This is a genomic window from Treponema bryantii (assembly GCF_036492245.1).
GTDB classification, from domain to species: domain Bacteria; phylum Spirochaetota; class Spirochaetia; order Treponematales; family Treponemataceae; genus Treponema_D; species Treponema_D bryantii_C.
This window is the reverse complement of sequence record NZ_AP025286.1, coordinates 410,318-428,061: the sequence shown is the minus strand read 5'-3', so window position 1 is coordinate 428,061 and position 17,744 is coordinate 410,318. Positions and strand designations below refer to the sequence as shown.

The 17,744-nt window shown below is 40.0% G+C and carries 16 protein-coding genes and 1 tRNA gene; 10 read left to right on the top strand and 7 right to left on the bottom strand.

The genetic code is table 11. From position 1 onward, the window contains the following. Positions 1–29 precede the first annotated feature (29 nt). The 4 genes from dgcA to AABJ44_RS02230 all read right to left on the bottom strand — a co-directional run bounded on the left by dgcA (position 30) and on the right by AABJ44_RS02230 (position 4,562). Positions 30–1,151: a diguanylate cyclase DgcA gene (dgcA, locus tag AABJ44_RS02245; RefSeq protein WP_074641338.1), complete on the bottom strand. Its 1,122-nt coding sequence runs from the start codon at positions 1,149–1,151 to the stop codon at positions 30–32. Then, the gene (locus tag AABJ44_RS02240; protein WP_338370296.1) at positions 1,144–2,652 is read right to left on the bottom strand and encodes a DUF5312 family protein; all 1,509 of its coding nucleotides are present in this window, start codon (positions 2,650–2,652) and stop codon (positions 1,144–1,146) included. Before AABJ44_RS02240 ends, dgcA begins: the two co-directional genes overlap by 8 nt. Positions 2,653–2,748: 96 nt before the next feature. After that, positions 2,749–3,786: a tRNA dihydrouridine synthase DusB gene (gene dusB / locus AABJ44_RS02235; RefSeq protein ID WP_338370295.1), complete on the bottom strand. Its 1,038-nt coding sequence runs from the start codon at positions 3,784–3,786 to the stop codon at positions 2,749–2,751. Continuing rightward, positions 3,786–4,562 (bottom strand): TatD family hydrolase, encoded by a 777-nt coding sequence (locus AABJ44_RS02230; protein ID WP_074641343.1) that lies wholly within the window; start codon positions 4,560–4,562, stop codon positions 3,786–3,788. Before AABJ44_RS02230 ends, dusB begins: the two co-directional genes overlap by 1 nt. A gap of 397 nt (positions 4,563–4,959) precedes the next feature. On the opposite strand from AABJ44_RS02230, the gene AABJ44_RS02225 reads away from it, so the two are divergent. From AABJ44_RS02225 to AABJ44_RS02195, 7 genes are all read left to right on the top strand, one after another. Then, positions 4,960–5,985, top strand: coding sequence for a M23 family metallopeptidase (locus tag AABJ44_RS02225; protein ID WP_074641344.1), 1,026 nt, complete (start codon positions 4,960–4,962; stop codon positions 5,983–5,985). A gap of 6 nt (positions 5,986–5,991) precedes the next feature. After that, positions 5,992–6,402: a bactofilin family protein gene (locus tag AABJ44_RS02220; protein WP_074641346.1), complete on the top strand. Its 411-nt coding sequence runs from the start codon at positions 5,992–5,994 to the stop codon at positions 6,400–6,402. Continuing rightward, positions 6,403–6,996, top strand: coding sequence for a DUF327 family protein (locus tag AABJ44_RS02215; protein ID WP_074641348.1), 594 nt, complete (start codon positions 6,403–6,405; stop codon positions 6,994–6,996). It abuts the gene before it with no gap. 23 nt (positions 6,997–7,019) lie between these two features. Beyond that, positions 7,020–7,943, top strand: a complete 924-nt coding sequence (locus AABJ44_RS02210; protein WP_074641349.1) for a PSP1 domain-containing protein — start codon at positions 7,020–7,022, stop codon at positions 7,941–7,943. A 148-nt stretch (positions 7,944–8,091) separates the two neighbouring features. Further along, complete coding sequence (locus AABJ44_RS02205) at positions 8,092–8,829, top strand: hypothetical protein (protein WP_074641351.1); 738 nt, start codon at positions 8,092–8,094, stop codon at positions 8,827–8,829. Between the two features lie 25 nt (positions 8,830–8,854). Continuing rightward, positions 8,855–10,666 (top strand): proline--tRNA ligase, encoded by a 1,812-nt coding sequence (locus AABJ44_RS02200; RefSeq protein WP_338370294.1) that lies wholly within the window; start codon positions 8,855–8,857, stop codon positions 10,664–10,666. Positions 10,667–10,766: 100 nt separating this feature from the next. Then, complete coding sequence (locus tag AABJ44_RS02195) at positions 10,767–11,819, top strand: DUF7954 domain-containing protein (protein WP_338370293.1); 1,053 nt, start codon at positions 10,767–10,769, stop codon at positions 11,817–11,819. On the opposite strand, the gene AABJ44_RS02190 is transcribed toward AABJ44_RS02195, so the two are convergent. Continuing rightward, a complete protein-coding gene (locus tag AABJ44_RS02190; protein ID WP_338370292.1) occupies positions 11,816–12,631 on the bottom strand; it encodes a GerMN domain-containing protein in 816 nt (271 codons plus the stop codon). The two genes, AABJ44_RS02195 and AABJ44_RS02190, sit on opposite strands and share 4 nt — an antisense overlap. Positions 12,632–12,806: 175 nt before the next feature. On the opposite strand from AABJ44_RS02190, the gene AABJ44_RS02185 reads away from it, so the two are divergent. Further along, the gene (locus tag AABJ44_RS02185) at positions 12,807–14,015 is read left to right on the top strand and encodes a glutamine synthetase family protein (protein WP_338370291.1); all 1,209 of its coding nucleotides are present in this window, start codon (positions 12,807–12,809) and stop codon (positions 14,013–14,015) included. 2 nt (positions 14,016–14,017) lie between these two features. Further along, positions 14,018–14,584 carry an ANTAR domain-containing response regulator gene (locus AABJ44_RS02180; protein WP_338370290.1) on the top strand — a complete coding sequence of 189 codons (567 nt, stop codon included), beginning with the start codon at positions 14,018–14,020 and terminating at the stop codon, positions 14,582–14,584. Here AABJ44_RS02180 and purF read toward each other — a convergent pair. Together purF and AABJ44_RS02170 are read right to left on the bottom strand one after the other, a co-directional pair. Further along, a complete protein-coding gene (gene purF / locus AABJ44_RS02175; RefSeq protein ID WP_338370289.1) occupies positions 14,581–16,053 on the bottom strand; it encodes an amidophosphoribosyltransferase in 1,473 nt (490 codons plus the stop codon). The two genes, AABJ44_RS02180 and purF, sit on opposite strands and share 4 nt — an antisense overlap. Positions 16,054–16,182: 129 nt before the next feature. Then, complete coding sequence (locus AABJ44_RS02170) at positions 16,183–17,472, bottom strand: GGDEF domain-containing protein (RefSeq protein ID WP_338370288.1); 1,290 nt, start codon at positions 17,470–17,472, stop codon at positions 16,183–16,185. Positions 17,473–17,597: 125 nt separating this feature from the next. On the opposite strand from AABJ44_RS02170, the gene AABJ44_RS02165 reads away from it, so the two are divergent. Beyond that, positions 17,598–17,659, top strand: a tRNA-Met gene (locus AABJ44_RS02165). Positions 17,660–17,744: the final 85 nt, after the last annotated feature.

Here is a 17,744-nt window from a genome sequence, read left to right as displayed (position 1 = left end):
TATACGGAAATGGTCTTCGTAGAAAAAACTTATTTTTTGGCATTTGCAGATTTAAGCGAAGACTTTAACTTTGGATCAAAGTAAGTTACGCGGTTCCTTCCGTTATTTTTTGACATATAGAGCCCCTGGTCAGCCTGATTTACAAACTCATTTGGCGAACTCACCAGATTTGTCTGAGCATCAAAAACAGAAACTCCACCAGAAATTGTTACATGAAGATGCTGATCATTATATACAAAATCATGTTCATTTATTGTTGAACGGATTCTTTCGGCTACAGCCATAGCCTCATCTTTACCCGCTTCAAGCAAAAGGGCTGTAAATTCCTCTCCACCATATCGGCTTGCAACATCAGATTCGCGAAGATTTTTGCGGATAAGATCAGCTACACTTTTCAGAACAAAATCTCCACATTCATGACCGTAGGTATCATTAAATTTCTTAAAGAAATCAATATCAAACATAATTACAGCAATATGCTGATTATTAAGAAAAGCTGCATCTATAGCTTCTGTAAGCAGATTAAAGAAATAATACTTAAGCTTAAGATGAGTCATCATATCTGTTGATGACATTTCCAGCAGAGCAGCATTATTGATTGCAACCGACGCCAGACTGGCAATCGACATAATCTGATTTAACTCATATTCAGAATAAGAAGCATCATCTTCAATAGCAATACGTTCCTGCAGAACGAGCATACCGTTAAGGTGATTTTTCTGAATAAGAGGAACTATAAGAGTTGGATTCAATGTTTCAAGAATTTTAAGATGCTCGCAGTTTGGACAGATTTTCTTAAGTTCTTCAAATGTAAGAGGACGTTTTTCTGAATTAAGAATAGCAGCAACCGCAGTGTTTACCGGAATCATTGTCTTCTTATCAGAAAGAAAATCCTTTGAGGTTTCAAGAATAAAGTTTTCATTAGTAATTAAATCACGAACAAAGATTTCAGCTCCAAGAACATGCATCTGAGCCATACAGATATAAACAATAGATTCAAGAAGGTTACTGAAATCAAGATTCTGGCAGAAAGATTTTGCAATATCCAGGAGCTGTTCAAGGTCATAAATTTTCTTCTCGTACTGAATAGTCTGTTCCAGTACCTGTTGCTGAGACGAATCTTTACTATCGCTGAACTTCTTCCTATTCATGCTTTATATCACCACTATTTATAATAACATAATTTTTCATAATTTCAAAAAATATATTCCAGTTGGCATAGTTGGTCTCAAGGAAGTTTGTATTATCACGGTTGCGTGAAGACATCATCAAAACCTTAAGATTTGAAATTATTTCGCTGGAAGGCTTTTTCGCATCTGCAAGCAGCTCTCCTAACTGACGACTCAAAGAATTGAGGTTTGTACACAATGACTGTAAAACTTTATGCGCATCATCATTGATAGACTGAACCATCTTTTCGAGCTTCTTGAAAAAGTCCTTATCTTTTTTACTATCCTTTATATAGCTTTCAAGAACGGCAATACTATGTTTTTTATCCTGACCAAAGGATTCCTCAAATTCTTTGATTTCCTTATCAGCATTGATGGCAGCAAATACAATTGAAGAAAAGTTTGATTTATAAGCAGGATTATTAAAGAAACCTTCAATTACAATATCATTAAGAAGGGCTTTTGATCCTTCCGGAAGATAGAACTTGATGAAGGTTTTAAGAATTCGCATTGGAAGAATCCATTTAAATGACATAGAAACTTCTGTCTGCAGGAGATTGTTATAAGCCTGACTGTATGAACCAACCTCTTCTAGAGGAATATCCGGAAACAGAGAAGATACTTCATCAGAAATTGTTTCATCCTGAATTTCAGTCTTAATTCTCTGCTCATCAGAATCAAAACGCGCCTGAAGCATATTTGCAAAATCCTGACGCGGAGAACCTGTATATTTTGCAACTCCCGGCTCATAAGAAAGATCCTGACGACAAAGTCTTATAAGTGACTTAAGTTTATCAGGATTGATAACTCGTGTAAGAATATAGTTGATTTTCTTAAGATTTCCGAGGTAATTCTTCTTTTCATTTTCATCCAGATCTGCACCCTTACGAAGCTGAGCAAGGGCAATTACAGCTTCTGCAGTTGAAGTTGAAATCTGAAGTCCACTAGCCTGATAATAAAGATCTTCCAGAAGGTTCTGTGCAGTTGCAAGGGAGATTTCTTTATAAGACGGCTTATACATTAAGTCTGCAGGAATAAAGTTAGTATCAAAGGCCTGAAGGAACGGAGTATAGTTATAACGGCAGAATTCTACAAGCTGTCTAAGCTGAAGAAGGTCTGCATCCATCTTTTTAAAACCATCTGTATTAAGCGCCTTTATAAGCCGTTCAAGTTCCTTTCTCTGATGGATATAAATTCTGTCCGGATTCTGATCCTCTGCGAGAACATCTGCCTTTCGGTTTTCAAAGGAAAGAGATTCCAGTACTTCCTGATCTTCAAGAGGATAACCCGTAACAATAAGCTGAGCTTCAAAACGACGCTGGCGCTGAATATTATTAGGACTTACTGTAACAGAAAAAAGATTGTCTAATGGACGTGTATTCTTGTAAAGCGCAAAAATGGCTTCTCCAAAGTTTGGAAGAAGCATACTGTTTCTGCAAATTGCAGGCTGAAAATCTCTGACTTCCTGTTCCAGTTTTTTCATCTGCTGTTTTTTCTGGACTTCAGGCGAGGAACGTTTAAATATTGATTCGAATAATTCGGAAAGAGTTTTTATAAATCCCATTTTTACGCAAATATTTTAACCCAGATTTATAAAATTAGCAAATATATCTTTGTAGTCAGCTACAGTTGCGGCGTGAACAATGCGAGCGCGAAGAGCTGCACCACCGGAAATCCCTTTAGAATAAGCAGCAAAGCGTTTGCGCATCTCAAGACAAGCATGCTGTTCGCTTGTTTCTGCAACAAGACGCTCCAGTTCGGCAAATCCAGTTCTTACACGTTCCTCGGGAGGAACCGGCTCATAGCTTCCTTTCGTCAGCAAATCTGTGGCATCCCGGAAAATAAAAGGGTTGCCCATTGCCCCGCGCGCAAACATCACCGCGTCGGCGCCAGTCTGAGCAAGCATAAGCCGCGCATCTTCCGGCTTAAAGAGGTCTCCACTACCAAACACAGGAATATGACGGCCTTTTCCCTCACGTGTTTCCCAGTCTTTTACCAGTTCCACGAGTTCTTTCATTATATTCCAATCCGAATGCCCCTCGTACCCTTGCACGCGGGTCCGCGGGTGAATTGTAATCGCACTAACACCAGCCTCAAGCGCTGCAGTTGCCGCCTCGCGCCAGGTCATCTGCTTAGACTCCCAGCCAGAACGGATTTTTACAGTAACAGGAATGCCACCGTCTTCCGGGCGGCCACCCGCAGCCTTCACAACTGCCTCAGCCACCTTAAACAAGCGGTCCGGATCGCGTGTAAGTGCCGAACCGGCCCCTGTCTTTATGATTTTAGGAACAGGACAGCCGCAGTTTATGTCTATTACTTCGCAGTGAGTTTTCTCGAGGACAATATGCGCAGCTTCTTCCATGATTTCCGGCTCGCCACCGAAAATCTGTACTGAATATGACTTTTCGTTGCAGGCACGGCGCATCAGAATTTCTGTTTTCAGATTCTTGCGTACCAGAGCTTCTGCACTTACCATTTCTGTATAGGTAAAGCACGCTCCGTTTTCTATGCAGACAGAACGAAACGCCGCGTCACTGTAGCCAGCAACCGGCGCTAAAAAGAGATTTCCTTTTAATTCTACGTTTCCGATTTTTACCGGATGATAAAGATTTTCCATTATTCTGGAAGATTGAAAGCTTTACAGCTGTTCTTCCACAACTGCTCGCTGAGAGCCTCAAGATCCATTTCGAGCATTTCTGCAAGGAAGCGTGCTGTAGATGGAAGATAAGCAGGCATAGTTCGCTTTTTCTCGCGGAACTCTGCCGGAATCATAAACGGACTTTCAGTTTCAATCAAAATGCGGTCTACAGGAATGTTCATAACTGTTTCGTGAAGGTTGCGGGCATTGCGGTATGTAAGGTTTCCTGCAAAACTGAACCAGATATTCTTATCAAGACACTTCTTTGCAAAAGCAGCATCCTCAGAATAACAGTGCAAAATAGCACCAGCATCAGGCATACGTTCTGTAAGAACATCATACAAATCGCGGCCTGCATCACGGTTATGAATAATTACAGGCAGATTATGAGCCTGTGCAATCTCAAGCTGGGTAATAAAAAGTTCAATCTGACTTCTCTTATCACCAAACTGTTTAAAATAGTCCAGACCTGTCTCGCCTACTGCAACAACATTAGGCAAAGAGAGACTTTTTTCGATTGTATTTATCCAGTCATGTCCAGGATTTGTAACTTCAGATGGAGCGACTCCTACAGCGTGGTAAATTCCCGAAATAGACTTCAAATTCGGATAAACCTTATTAAAATCATAGAGACTATTATTGATGCTGACAATGCGGGCAACTCCTGCCTGCTTTGCCTGTTGTATTACGCGCAATTGCTCAATAGGATCATCGTAAATCAGCCCGATGTGAGCGTGAGTATCAAAAAACTTCATGGCTTTTTCTTCCTAAAGATGAGATATAATAATATAAAGATAACATAGTAATGTGTAAACGTCAAATTTAAATAAAAATGATGGTTTGGTATTCCCATTATATAGAGTCTGAGAATTATGATGCTTAAATGCGGAGTGGGAAAATCCATTGGGCTGCATCGAGGAGTTTTGGCGCTTAGCCATCGAAAACAATCCGAGGATTTTTCGAAGAAAAACCGCAGGATTGTTAACACAAAAAACTAGCTCGCCCGCAGCCCAATGGGTTTTCCCACGGGAGCATTTATGCATCATCATACTCGGGGTATTCACCGATAATATAAGTATAATCTCTCATCTTTCATCAGATGCGAGTGTGCGTTTGACTTAATTTATCCTAATATGGTATAATTTTACGAATATGTCGAAGACTCAGAAAGCTTTGAAGAAATTTGAAAAGCAGGTTGCCTCAAACGTTAGCCATGGCTTTGGTGCATTTACACACAAAGTCGGCCGCTTTTTCGTGCGCATTTTTAAAGTTTTTGACAGCAAGCTTACCATCATGATTGTTCCTCACTCACAGAGTAAGGTTATCAACTTCCAGACAAATGTGTTTGCACTTCTGCTTGGAGTTCTTGTTACAATCGGGGTTCTTGCTTCCTTCTTCTATTATAACAGACGTTCTATTTCAGCAAACATGGAAATCTCTTCTCTCGTAGAGCAGAATCGTGCAACTCTTGCAAGTCTCGATGAACTCCGTGATGAGAATGCAAATCTGTTCCAGGCTGCAAAACGTTTCCAGTCATCTCTTTCACAGAGTCTTTCTTTACTTGGTATTGATCAGGTAAAAAATAATTCAGAAACTTCAGCTTCTAACGGCGACCTTTCTGCCCTCTTCAGTTCTACAGAAGTTACTCAGGGCTCTCTTAAAGAAGTTGCCGATGTAAAGGAGCTCACATCATATCTTGAAGATGCTGTAAAGCCTATTGAACAGATTGGAAAGATGCTTAAAACTCAGCAGAACCTCTTTACAGAAATTCCAAGTATTTGTCCTGTAAAAAATCCTAACTACCATATCTCTATGGCATTCGGACCAAATATCCATCCGCTCAACGGTAACTGGTATATTCACAAAGGTTTGGACTTCTCTACCTGGCGTTCCGGTGATGCAGTTCTTGCAACTGCTTCTGGTCAGGTTGTTACAGTTGGATTTGATAACAGTTTTGGTAACTATATCATCATCAAACATAATCACGGTATGTATACACGCTATGCTCACTTGAATTCTTTCCGTGTAAAGAAGGGTGAAACAGTTAGCCAGGGACAGACAATCGGAACTATCGGTAATACTGGTGTTTCAACTGGACCGCACCTCCATTATGAGGTACATATCGGTTCTGACGTAGTAGATCCTGCTAAGTATATCAACATCAATTTTTCAAAATAGGTTCCTATGGCTTTACGAACAGATGACATTTCAATCAACACAATAATCGGAAAAGGCTCAGCAATTTCCGGCAATATGAAAGTCAATGGCTTTATTCGTGTTGATGGAGATATCGACGGCAGCCTTGAAACTGACGGAAATGTTATTGTTGGTGAAAATGCCAGAATCCGCGGAAACCTTACTGCTAAATCTGTAATTATTGGTGGAATCATAAAAGGAAATATAAAGGCTAATGAAAGCGTTAAGATTCTTGCTGAAGCCGCTGTAATTGGTGATATTATTTCCCGAAAGGTTCAGGTGGATGGCTCGGCTATCATTCACGGCCACTGCATTTCCATTAAAGATGAAGCCGAATTCGGAAAAACCTCTGGTGAATATCTTCAGTCGAAGGCTATTAAAGAAAAGGTTAATTTATAAATGGCAGAAATTGATTCTCTCGGATCAAACTATTACTACTCTGGCGTTCAGAACGCCTCCAATGAAGCAATAAAACGTAATACTAAAAAAGAAGAAGTCCGCAAAACTGGGAACGCCAAGAAGCTTGATTTTGGTAAATTACTGAAAGGTGAAGAAGTTGAGGAGCCGCAGTTTATTGCCGAAGGCCTGCCGCTGGAAGTTCAGGCGATGTCTATTGATGACGCCGCCGTTTACCTTGCAGATGCTGTAGGAACTGCCGGAAACGATTTTTCAGACAATCAGACACAGGAAAACCTTGAAAGATTTAAGACTGCCGTAAGTCAGTTTATCCGCTTTGTTGTCGTAAATAATTTTAATGTAAATAATCTCAATTCTCCTAAAAAAAGAAGACCAGCTCAGCCTCCAAGGCTTTTTGTTTTTTCTGATTATACTCTTCCTAAAGGAAAACCAAGACAAAAGGTAAGTGTTGAAATCATCAATCAGAAACTGGACGCCCTTGCGCGCGAAACACTTTCCAATCAATCTGATAATCTTAAGATTCTTGCACAGGTAAATGAAATAAAAGGTCTGATTGTAGACTTGATGAGTTCATAATTCGTGAGGTATACTGAATTATTATGAGTGATATTTTTGAAACAGATATAGATAACGAGAACGAAAATCTTTCGTCTCTTGAAGATACAGACGTTACTGAAACTTCTTCCGAAAATCTTGTTTTTGATTTTCCCCTTTATCATATAAAGCTGGACTACTCTTCTGAAACCCTTTATGCAAAGGCACCTGAAGGTAAGGTTCAGATTTCTGCCGGTGATTTTGTAATCGTTCCAACCCGCTATGGAAAAGATATGGCAAGAGTTCTTGGAACTGCTAAAAAACCACTGGGAATTAAACAGTCAGATATAGTAACAATTGACCGCAAGGCCTCTGAAGCAGACCTTAAACGCCGTCAGGAACTTATTCATAAAGAAAAAGAAGCATTCCCTATTTTTAAGGAAAAAGTTGCTAATCATAAGCTTGATATGAAGCTTGTTGAAACTCACTTTCTTTTTGATGAACAGAAGGCACTGTTCTTCTTCAGTTCAGACAGTCGTGTAGACTTCCGTGAACTTGTAAAAGACCTTGTTTCTGTTTTCAAAATGAGAATTGAACTTCGTCAGATTGGTGTCCGCGATGAATCACGTATTACAGGTGGACTTGGAGTTTGCGGCCGTCCGTTCTGCTGTCATGGGGTTTCAGATAAACTCCGTCCTGTATCAATCAAAATGGCTAAAGACCAGAACCTCTCTTTGAACTCAATGAAGATTTCAGGTCAGTGCGGCCGTCTTCTCTGCTGTCTTTCTTACGAATACGACTGGTACAACGAAGCCCGCAAGAGTCTTCCTAACGAAGGTGTACGCCTTACTTATGATGGAACAGACTTCCGCATTACAGAAGTAAACCCTCTAACCTCTATGGTAAAAATGCTTGGAGATGACGGCCGTCTCCTTGAAGTAAACGCAAAACGCTTCTACCGAGACGGAAACCGCTGGAAGATTAATTAGCCTGCAATCGAAAATCCGTTAAAAAACGAGCTGTAACAGCAGGTCATTTTAAGATTATCGAAAGAATTTCTCAGAGGCAAACTGTGATTGCCGACTTGTAATAGTTTAACTTGAATTTCCACAATTATGATTTATAATATAACGTACTATGATTTACATTAAGAAGTGGACAGATTATTACGAAGACTTTTTCCCTATTGAACCGAATCAGCTGGAATTTTTCTCAGCTATGGGGGATGAGTTTCCTGTACCCGCTAAATTCCTCGGAGTGGAATGTGGACCAGCTTTACTTACTGAACAATTGCAGGAGAAATATGATATTACCCTGACAGATTCCTTCACAGAATTTGTTAATATTGTAAACACACGTCAGGCAAACAAAGAAAATCCTGCACACATTTTCAATCTCAACCCGGCAGATCTTGCACGTTATCTCGGCAAGAATTTCTTTAACATCATTACATGTCTCTGCTATCGCGTTATTTTCATGAAGGACAGAACTTTAATCAAAAAATTCCTTTTTGATTCGAGAATGCTCCTTTCTGAAGGCGGCTATCTTGTGCTTGATATTTTGAACTTTTCTAAATATGACTTTTCTGAAACAAAGGTTGAACTGCCTGCAAAAAAGTCACAAAGAGCAACATTGTATTCATCTGTAATAAAAAATTCAGATCAGGCTTCATACAAGTTGTTCCAGCATGTAGTGACTGCAAGCGGCAAGGTAATCGATGAAGTAAAAGATGAACTTGTATGCCCTATCAGCATGGAAACTATCCGTTCTTATGCAAAAGAAGTAGGCTATTCATCATGTGAATTCTATAACGATTACAAACGCACTCCTTATACCACTGACTCAGACAAGGTTATCTGCGTGTTGAAGAAATAACGTACTTTCATTAAAATAGTACGTTATGAAAGCTACAAAAACAATTATCTCAACACTGCGCGAAGCTCCAAATGACGCAGTTATCGCAAGCCATCAGCTTATGATGCGCAGCGGACTTATCCGCAAACTTGGAAACGGACTTTATGCTTACATGCCATTCGGATTCCGTTCTTTGATGAAAGTTGAAAAAATTATCCGTGAAGAACTCGACAACGCAGGTCTTCTCGAAATCAAACCTACAGTAATCGTACCCGGTGATTTATGGAAGGAATCTGGCCGCTGGGACAAAATGGCAGGCGAAATGCTCACAGCACAAAACCGCCAGGGTCAGGACATGGTTGTTTCTCCAACTGCAGAAGAGGCTTTTACAGCTATCGTTCGCGATGGTCTTTCTTCTTATAAACAGCTTCCATTTACACTCTATCAGATTAATACAAAATACCGCGATGAAATCCGTCCTCGCTATGGTGTAATGCGCGGACGTGAGTTCACAATGATGGATGCTTATTCTTTCGACAAGGATCAGGCAGATCTCGACGCTTCTTACGACAACGTAGCAGCTGCTTACCGCCGTATCTTTAAGCGCATGGGCCTTACAACTATCTCTGTAAAAGCTGATACAGGTTCTATGGGCGGTTCAGGTTCAGAAGAGTTCATGGTTGAATCAGAAGTTGGTGATGATACACTCCTCCTGTGTCCAGACTGTGATTATGCTGCTAACGTTGAAAAGGCAGCCTGCAAGGCAGAAACTCCTCTCGACTCTAACGGTCAGCCACAGAAAAAGACAGACCTCGCAATCGAAGAAGTTGCAACTCCAAACGTATTCAGCATTGAAGACATGGAAAAGTTCTTTGGTGAAAAACCAACAACCTTCCTTAAGGCACTTGTTTACAAAGTTTACAACTGTGCAGTTGATTTGTCTGGAACAGAGTTCTATAAGAACGCTCAGACTGTTACAGAAGGCGGCCAGACATATATTCCAGAGACTTTCTTCTGCGTACTTATCCGCGGCGACCTCGATGTAAATGAAACAAAGCTTGCAGCAGAACTTAAAGCTTCTGGTGCAGAACTTGCAAGCGACGAAGACGTACTCAAGTACTCTGGTGCTCCACATGGATTCGTTGGTCCAGTTGGAATTAAGATTCCTGTAATTGCTGATAAGTCTACTGTTGATATGCACGACTGTATCGCAGGTGCCGGAAAAGCCGGCTTCCACATCAAGCACGTTGAACCAGGCCGCGACTTCACTCCATTTATGACTGTTGATGTTCGTACTTGTAAAGAAGGCGATGCTTGCCCTGAATGTGGCGGAAAGTTCTATATGAAGAAAGGTAACGAGCTTGGACACATCTTCAAGCTTGGTACAAAATATACAAAATCAATGAACGTAACATACCTTGGAGAAAGCGGAAAACCAGTAACTCCACTTATGGGATGTTATGGTATTGGTGTAGACCGTACTCTTGCTTCTATCATTGAAGGACATCACGACGATAAGGGAATCATCTGGCCTATGACAGTAGCTCCATATCAGGTAGCAGTTATTCCTGTTCAGTACAAGGACAAGATGAAGGAAGTTGCAGATAAGATTTACGAAGATTTGAAGGCTGACGGAATCGAAGTTATTCTCGATGACCGTAACGAACGCCCAGGCGTTAAATTTACAGACTCAGAGCTTATCGGCTACCCAATCCGTATCGTAGTTGGTGACAAGAACCTTCCAAACGTAGAAATGAAGCTCCGCCAGGATGCAGAAGCTACTCTTGTTCCAGCAGACGAAGTTGCTAAAAAGGCCGCTGACATTGTTCGTGAAGAACTCAAGAAATTAAATGCGTAATTTCCATCGTCATTGCGAGGAGTGAAACGACGAAGCAATCCATAATAAATAGATTGCTTCGCTTCGCTCGCAATGACGCATCCTTACAGGACTTCCATTTATGAAAAAAACTATCCTTTCCTTAATCACATCAATCATCCTGACAACCACTGCTGCTGCACTTCCTGGAACTACTTCATTTATTCCAGACAGTGCCGGTGAGTATGTTTACTATCGCGACACTTCATTTACCCGTGAAAGTTACGTTGGTATTCTGATGTACGATGAAGCAACCTATCAGATCCGCTACATTGCGCCTCAGGATGACACAGAAAAGCTTCCTGAAAAAGAAATTGCTCTTCTGCTCACAGTTGATGCAAAGGCAGATTTCTGGAATATGACCGGTGAAAAAATAATTTCTACAATTCTTCCTGATACTGATGACACAGAAATTGTAAACTATCTTCATGATCTGCTTTATGAATTCTCTGCACGCCGTATTAAAGCTGATGTTGTAGAAACAGATAAGCTTATTATTGATCAGGATTATGCACAGTTTGGTGGTAATACTTCAATTACTTTTGATGCACGAGTTCCTCTTTTTAATATCCGCACAATTGCAGATGAAAAAGGAAACAAAGTTTTTGACTGTGTAACAATAGGCACAATTAAATCAAGCGAAGACCAGACTTTCTCACAGTTTAAGGGAATTAACACAACAAAGCCTGCTGTTCAAAAAGAAACAAAAAAGCCTGCTAAATCAAAGGTTTACAAATTTGAAAACCGCTCTGTAACTCTGGATGAAGCATGGGAACAGAAAATGGAAAACTTCTGGACTTTAGGTAATGAATCACTGGTAACAATGTCTGTACTTCCTAAAGTTGCAGAAAATAAGGTTTTGAATGATCTGTATGTTCAGAGAAAGCTTCTGGAAAGCTCAGAAGGCTCTTATATCGATTTCAAAAACAACGAAATTACCTATACAGCAGCTAAAGACAATTATAAGATTGTTACAGTCTCATATTTCCCAGAAAACAAAACCACAGTCTGCCTTACAAAACTACTTACACGCAATAAAGAAGGCGGATTCGATTATTTTTCAATCTCTACATATCAGACAGCTTATCTTAAAACATCTGCTTACTTTGATAAGATTGTAAAAAGCTATCGCTAGAACGAGCTCCTCGAAAGAGGGGCTGCAATCAGCACGCCTTCACTACCAAGATAATCTCTTTTTTCACCTTCAATTAAAAACTGAACGCTTGTAACAGTAGAAAAGGCTGTTGCAGTATAAACAATCTGCTCCAGCTGATGAATATAGCCTTCAACCCCATAGGAATTGATTTCGAAATTCTCATTAAAATTCAAATAAGCAACGCCACCCTGCACTTTAGCACTTAAAAGCTTTGTTTCAGGCGGAATAAGACTCATAAGATTACGTTCTCCCGAAATTGTTGAATCAGGTCCTTTAAGCAGCAGATTTATAGCCGTTGTCAGCGGAGAATCACTCTTTGCTACCTTACGTTTAATAACCTGACGTACAACAGCGCCATCACCATCAATATTTACAAAACAAAGCTGGAGTTCTGTTGTTCCTGTAGCCTGCTGTTTCTTTTCATTTTCCGCTTTCTTTGGAGTTTCCTCTTTAGGTTTTGCAGTTTCAACAGGTTTTGCTGATTCTACAGGCTTTTCCGGCTCTGGCTCAGTATATTTTGCAGCAGGAGTTTCTTCAGTTTCAATTTTTATAGTAACCTCATCATTTTTTAGAGGAATTGTCTCTGTTTTCTTTGTTTCCACCGGCTCATGATTTTCAATTACAGTCGGTGTACTGCCAAATACCTTATCAAAGAAGGCTGTTTCCTTCAAATTAGTAAATATCTGATCTTTTTTTACAAGAAATATAACTAAAATAACCAGCAGGCCCAAAAGTACACAGGCTGCTGCAAATAAAGTGCTGTTTTTCTTTGATTTTTTTTTCTGTGCCATATTCTGATTATCGGAGGTTTTCTTGATCAGGTTTATCGGAAATCCACTTATTCTTGACAGATGAGCGGCAAATAGAATAAAATAAAATCATTAAGGGCAAAGGCGCTCATTCAATCTTACGACGGGACTGTCGCCGGATGGAATGTGCGCCTTTTTTCGTTCACGAGAGGTAAATATGTATTCAGAAAGTGAAGTTTTAGAGTATGTACAGGAAGAAGATGTAAAATTTATTCGTCTTGCTTTTTTTGATTTGAAGGGTGTACAGAAAAATATTTCTATAATGGCAACGCAGCTGCAAAACGCTTTTGAAAACGGAGTCAGTTTTGATGCTTCTGCAATTTACGGATTTGAAACCGCAGAAAAATCAGATTTATTTTTGCATCCGGATCCGACAACCGTTTCTATCCTTCCATGGCGTCCAAATACCGGAAAAGTTATAAGAATGTTCTGTACAATTTCGCATCCAGACGGAACTCCGTACAAAAAAGACTGCCGTACCCTTCTCGCAAACGCAGTAAAAAAGGCAAAAGACGACTTTGGCATTGAATTCAGCTTTGGAACAGAAATTGAATTCTACCTCTTCAAACTCGACGAAAAAGGCGAACAAACAAAGATTCCCTTTGATAATGCAAGTTATATGGATATTGCTCCGGAAGATAAGGGAGAAAATATCCGCCGTGAAATCTGTTTTACACTTGAACAGATGGGTATTCAGCCGGAAGCAAGCCATCATGAAGAAGGTCCGGGTCAGAATGAAATCGACTTCCATTATTCAGACGCCCTTACAGCCGCAGATAATGCCGCGACCTTCAAATGGATAGTCCGCACCCGTGCCGCAAGCGCAGGCCTCTTTGCAGATTTCTCTCCAAAACCACTTACAGATAAAGCAGGAAGCGGTTTCCACATCAATATTTCCTGCTCAGACAAATCAAAAAACAAAAACGTTCTTGCAGGTATCTTAAAGCATGCTGAAGAACTGACTTATTATATGAACTGTACAGAAGCTTCATATGACCGTCTTGGTTCCTGCAAAGCACCTTGCTATCTTGCATGGGGATACGAAAACCGTTCAACCTTTATTCGTGTTCCAGCCATCACAACCGATGAAGCAAGCCGTATGGAAATTCGAACTCCAGACAGCGAATGTAATGTTTACCTGGTATTCACACTTTTAATCCACGCAGCTCTTGATGGAATTAAAAATAATCTGGAACCTCCGGAGCCTGTAACTGAAAATCTGTTCTCTAACTCTTCTAACAGTCTCAGTAACCGTCTGGTAACTCCATTGAGAGACCTCAGACTAAAAACTCTGCCAGACACTCTGGATTCTGCAAAAGAAATCGCTGAAAAAAGCTCATTCATTAAGGAAGTTCTTGGATTCTAAAAATGACAGAAGACACCCACAGCGTTTTAGTTGTTACAAAAGACTCAAAACTTTCTCAATCTATAAGCGTAATGCTCATGCCGCCGCTTTTTGAAACAGAAGTCCTGTCTGATTTCAATGAAGCAAGGCGCCGTGTTTCAGAACGCACTTACAATATCATTCTTGTTGATTACTCAGATGGCGAAGGAGCAGATTTTGCAACCGATGCTTCAGAATCACTAAGTACAATACTGCTTTTAACTCCGCCAGCCCTTTTTGAAGAAGTAAGCTATCGTGTTGAAGGATATGGAATTATCTCTATCACAAACCCTTTTGATCAGTTCTATTTTTACAACATGATTAAGGCAGCAATTGCAGTTCAATACAAGGTACAGGTACTTTCAAGCCAGACTACAAAACTCAAAGTCAAAATGGAAGAAATCAAGCTTGTAAACCGTGCAAAAATGCTGCTTATGCAGAATATGAGTATGACAGAACAGGAAGCACATCGATTTATTGAAAAAGATGCAATGGACCGCAGTATGAAACGTACTGCGATCGCCGATGAAATCATTAAGAGATACGGCTAAACCGGATATTCGCCGTTAAAACAGCCTTTACAGAATGAATCTGCACCGAAGGCTTTTCTCATTCCCTCAAGACTAATAAAAGCCAGAGAATCTGCCCCAATCTCCTTTCTGATTTCCTCAAGTTCGTGATTGCTAGAAATCAGTTCATTCTTACTTGGAGTATCAATTCCCAAATAGCACGGAAACTTAACCTGCGGAGATGATACACGGAAATGCACTTCTTTAGCTCCAGCGCGGCGGAGAATCTGAACAAGGCGCCGGCTCGTAGTACCGCGAACTATCGAATCATCAATTACAATCACGCGCTTGCCCTCAAGGTCGCTGCGAATAGCATTCAGCTTTACAAAAACCATATTCTCGCGCTCTTTCTGAGTTGGAGCAATAAAGGTTCTGCCGATATATTTATTCTTGATAATTCCCATTCCATAAGGAACACCGCTGGCTCTGGCATAGCCCTGAGCAGCTCCAAGACCACTGTCTGGGACACCAATTACAATATCAGCATCAACCGGAGATTCTTTAGCTAGTTCCTCGCCCATCCTGTAACGAGCCTCCTGAACAGAAATTCCATCAATCTCAGAATCCGGACGCGCAAAATAAACGTACTCAAAAATACAGGTTCGCTTTTTATCCTCTGCATATTTTATTGAACGAAGCCCAACCTTATTTATCACTACAATCTCGCCCGGCTCAACATCGCGCACAAAACGTCCATTTACAGAGTCAATCGCACAAGATTCAGAAGTAATAATGTAAGAGGGGGAAGTCTCCCCCTGCGCTCGCACTTCGTCGCTCGCTACCCCTTCCAACGGGGGTTCCGCCCCCGTAACGCCCCCGCCAATCAGACCAATACATAATGGCCGGATTCCATTAGGGTCCCGAACTCCAATCAGCATATTCTCAGTCATAATACAAAGCGCAAACGAGCCCTTAATCAATTTAGCCGTCTGCACTACAGCTTCAACAAATCTCTGCTGATTCAGTTCTCCACTGTTTTCTTCTTCGTTCGGAGTTCCCAGATGACCTCCGTTTTCAATATATTTTCTTACAATCAGCTTTAATATAACTTCACTATCACTCGAGCTTGAAAAAGTACTGCCGTGGTCTTCAAGCATTTCCCTAAGCGTTGTATGGTTCACAAGCTGACCATTATGAGCCAGTGCAATAGAACCATTCTTAAACGAATTCATAAAGGGCTGTGCATTATCAATTGTTCTGCCGCCTGCAGTCGCATAACGAACATGACCTACAGCAATACTTCCATTAAGAGCTTCAAAATGTCCCTGTTCAAAAACATCACTTACAAGTCCCATTCCTTTATGAAGATTAATTTTTGTTCCATCACTAACTGCAATTCCTGCACTTTCCTGTCCACGATGCTGCAGACTTGTAAGCGCAAAATATGAAAGAGCTGCTGCATTCTCTACTCCATAAATTCCTGTAACACCACATTCGTCACGAAAACCCATAATTACCTCGGTTAAATAAAAAACGCCGTAGACATAATCCTGCCAGAGCAGAATCATATCTACGGCGTCTTTGCCTTAATTGCCTATATTATTGTAAAATACGGGCCTTCTGTCAATCAGCTGTAAAAATCAGTTTGTAATTATTCGGTTTCGTCCATTAGTTTTAGCTTCATACATTGCATGGTCAACACGGTCAAAAATAATCTGCGCAGTGTCATCTTTTTTAACCTCTGTCAGACCAATACTACAGGTAAGCTTAATTACTTTCTTAAAATCAGTTTCAGAAATCTTCTGTCTCAGCTCATCAGCAAGTTTTGCAACTTCATCAAGCTTCATATCGTAGCAGACACAAACAAATTCCTCACCACCCCAGCGGCCGATTGTAAAATTATAAGGAGCAATAAATTCATTTATCTCTTTTACAAACTGCTTAAGAACAATATCTCCAACAGAATGTCCATATTTATCATTTACGCTCTTAAAATGGTCTATATCAAGCATCATAAATGACACAGGAATACCTTTTGTATGGAAAGCATCAATTGAATTGATAATTTCGGTTTCAATTCGTCCATGATTATAGATAGATGTCAGCGGATCCTTAGATGCAAGCTCTTCATATCGTTTTAGAGTATCAAACAGCTTTAATGAGTTATCATGAATATCCTGAACCATAAACACAAATCTAAAATCATCTGTATTTGTAGTTTCTGTACGGCTGAAAATCAGTTTTACCCAGATAAAAGCACCTTCCAGATTCTTCATCTGACAGTCAAAAGAGGTTGTACGGCCTGGTTCAAGATTATTTTTGAGATAATCAGGATCTGTACGTTCAAGGAAAAGCTTCTGATCTGCCGGCCAGATCATATTTACAATCATCTGGCGCCAGGTTGAATACTTAACATCGTAATTCATCGGGTCATTTGAAATTTCTGAAACATTTATACTGTAGGAAATATCTTTAATTAAATCGACATACATTGAAAAAAGGAATGTACTTTGAATTGTATCCAGCTTGCGGTCGGTAAGGAATTCTCGAAGATATTCGCAGTTATCCAGTTCATCAAGCATGAAAAGATAATGACTTGCCGTTTCATCAAGCGGATAAATGGATATTTGAACAAGATGAATCTGATTTTCCCAATTGATTTTGACACGATCTACATATTTACCCTTAAATTCACCAATCATCGGAATAAATACATGATATTCTTCTGCAATCTTGTTTGAATTATCATTAAGGTGAAACCAGAGTTTTTCGATTAAACTTTTATAACTACCATTGTCCTCAAGAAAATTCTCAAAAACTCCATGTTTTTTTATGGTGTGATAGCTATCGTTCTTAGCGTCTACGACAATGATTGAATCAATCTTGTCAAATATCAAATCAGAAATAGATTCTTTTGAATAGGCATTCATTTTTGTAATCCTTTTATCTTACGTACCTATTATTATTACACCGAGTTGGCAAGAATTCAATCTTTTTTTTATTATCTTGATTAAGCCGTCTTTTTCTGATATTATAACAACCAATTCGGGCCATTAGCTCAGTGGTTAGAGCAGAGGACTCATAATCCTTTGGTCCTTAGTTCAAATCTAGAGACCAATTAAGATTTGGCACTTCGGGATAGGTGCTAAATCTATATAATACAAGCATTTACTAATTAATCTGACCTTCAGGTTATTGAAAA

Bases quoted from the DNA above. Each gene is read 5' to 3' on its own strand.
- AABJ44_RS02220 (WP_074641346.1), top strand. From the start codon at position 5,992: ATGGCTTTACGAACAGATGACATTTCAATCAACACAATAATCGGAAAA.
- AABJ44_RS02200 (WP_338370294.1), top strand. From the start codon at position 8,855: ATGAAAGCTACAAAAACAATTATCTCAACACTGCGCGAAGCTCCAAAT.
- dgcA (WP_074641338.1), bottom strand. From the start codon at position 1,151: ATGAATAGGAAGAAGTTCAGCGATAGTAAAGATTCGTCTCAGCAACAG.
- AABJ44_RS02190 (WP_338370292.1), bottom strand. From the start codon at position 12,631: ATGGCACAGAAAAAAAAATCAAAGAAAAACAGCACTTTATTTGCAGCA.
- AABJ44_RS02185 (WP_338370291.1), top strand. From the start codon at position 12,807: ATGTATTCAGAAAGTGAAGTTTTAGAGTATGTACAGGAAGAAGATGTA.
- AABJ44_RS02215 (WP_074641348.1), top strand. From the start codon at position 6,403: ATGGCAGAAATTGATTCTCTCGGATCAAACTATTACTACTCTGGCGTT.
- AABJ44_RS02240 (WP_338370296.1), bottom strand. From the start codon at position 2,652: ATGAAAAAACTGGAACAGGAAGTCAGAGATTTTCAGCCTGCAATTTGC.
- AABJ44_RS02205 (WP_074641351.1), top strand. From the start codon at position 8,092: ATGATTTACATTAAGAAGTGGACAGATTATTACGAAGACTTTTTCCCT.
- AABJ44_RS02230 (WP_074641343.1), bottom strand. From the start codon at position 4,562: ATGAAGTTTTTTGATACTCACGCTCACATCGGGCTGATTTACGATGAT.
- AABJ44_RS02225 (WP_074641344.1), top strand. From the start codon at position 4,960: ATGTCGAAGACTCAGAAAGCTTTGAAGAAATTTGAAAAGCAGGTTGCC.
- AABJ44_RS02210 (WP_074641349.1), top strand. From the start codon at position 7,020: ATGAGTGATATTTTTGAAACAGATATAGATAACGAGAACGAAAATCTT.
- AABJ44_RS02180 (WP_338370290.1), top strand. From the start codon at position 14,018: ATGACAGAAGACACCCACAGCGTTTTAGTTGTTACAAAAGACTCAAAA.
- AABJ44_RS02170 (WP_338370288.1), bottom strand. From the start codon at position 17,472: ATGAATGCCTATTCAAAAGAATCTATTTCTGATTTGATATTTGACAAG.
- dusB (WP_338370295.1), bottom strand. From the start codon at position 3,786: ATGGAAAATCTTTATCATCCGGTAAAAATCGGAAACGTAGAATTAAAA.
- AABJ44_RS02195 (WP_338370293.1), top strand. From the start codon at position 10,767: ATGAAAAAAACTATCCTTTCCTTAATCACATCAATCATCCTGACAACC.
- purF (WP_338370289.1), bottom strand. From the start codon at position 16,053: ATGGGTTTTCGTGACGAATGTGGTGTTACAGGAATTTATGGAGTAGAG.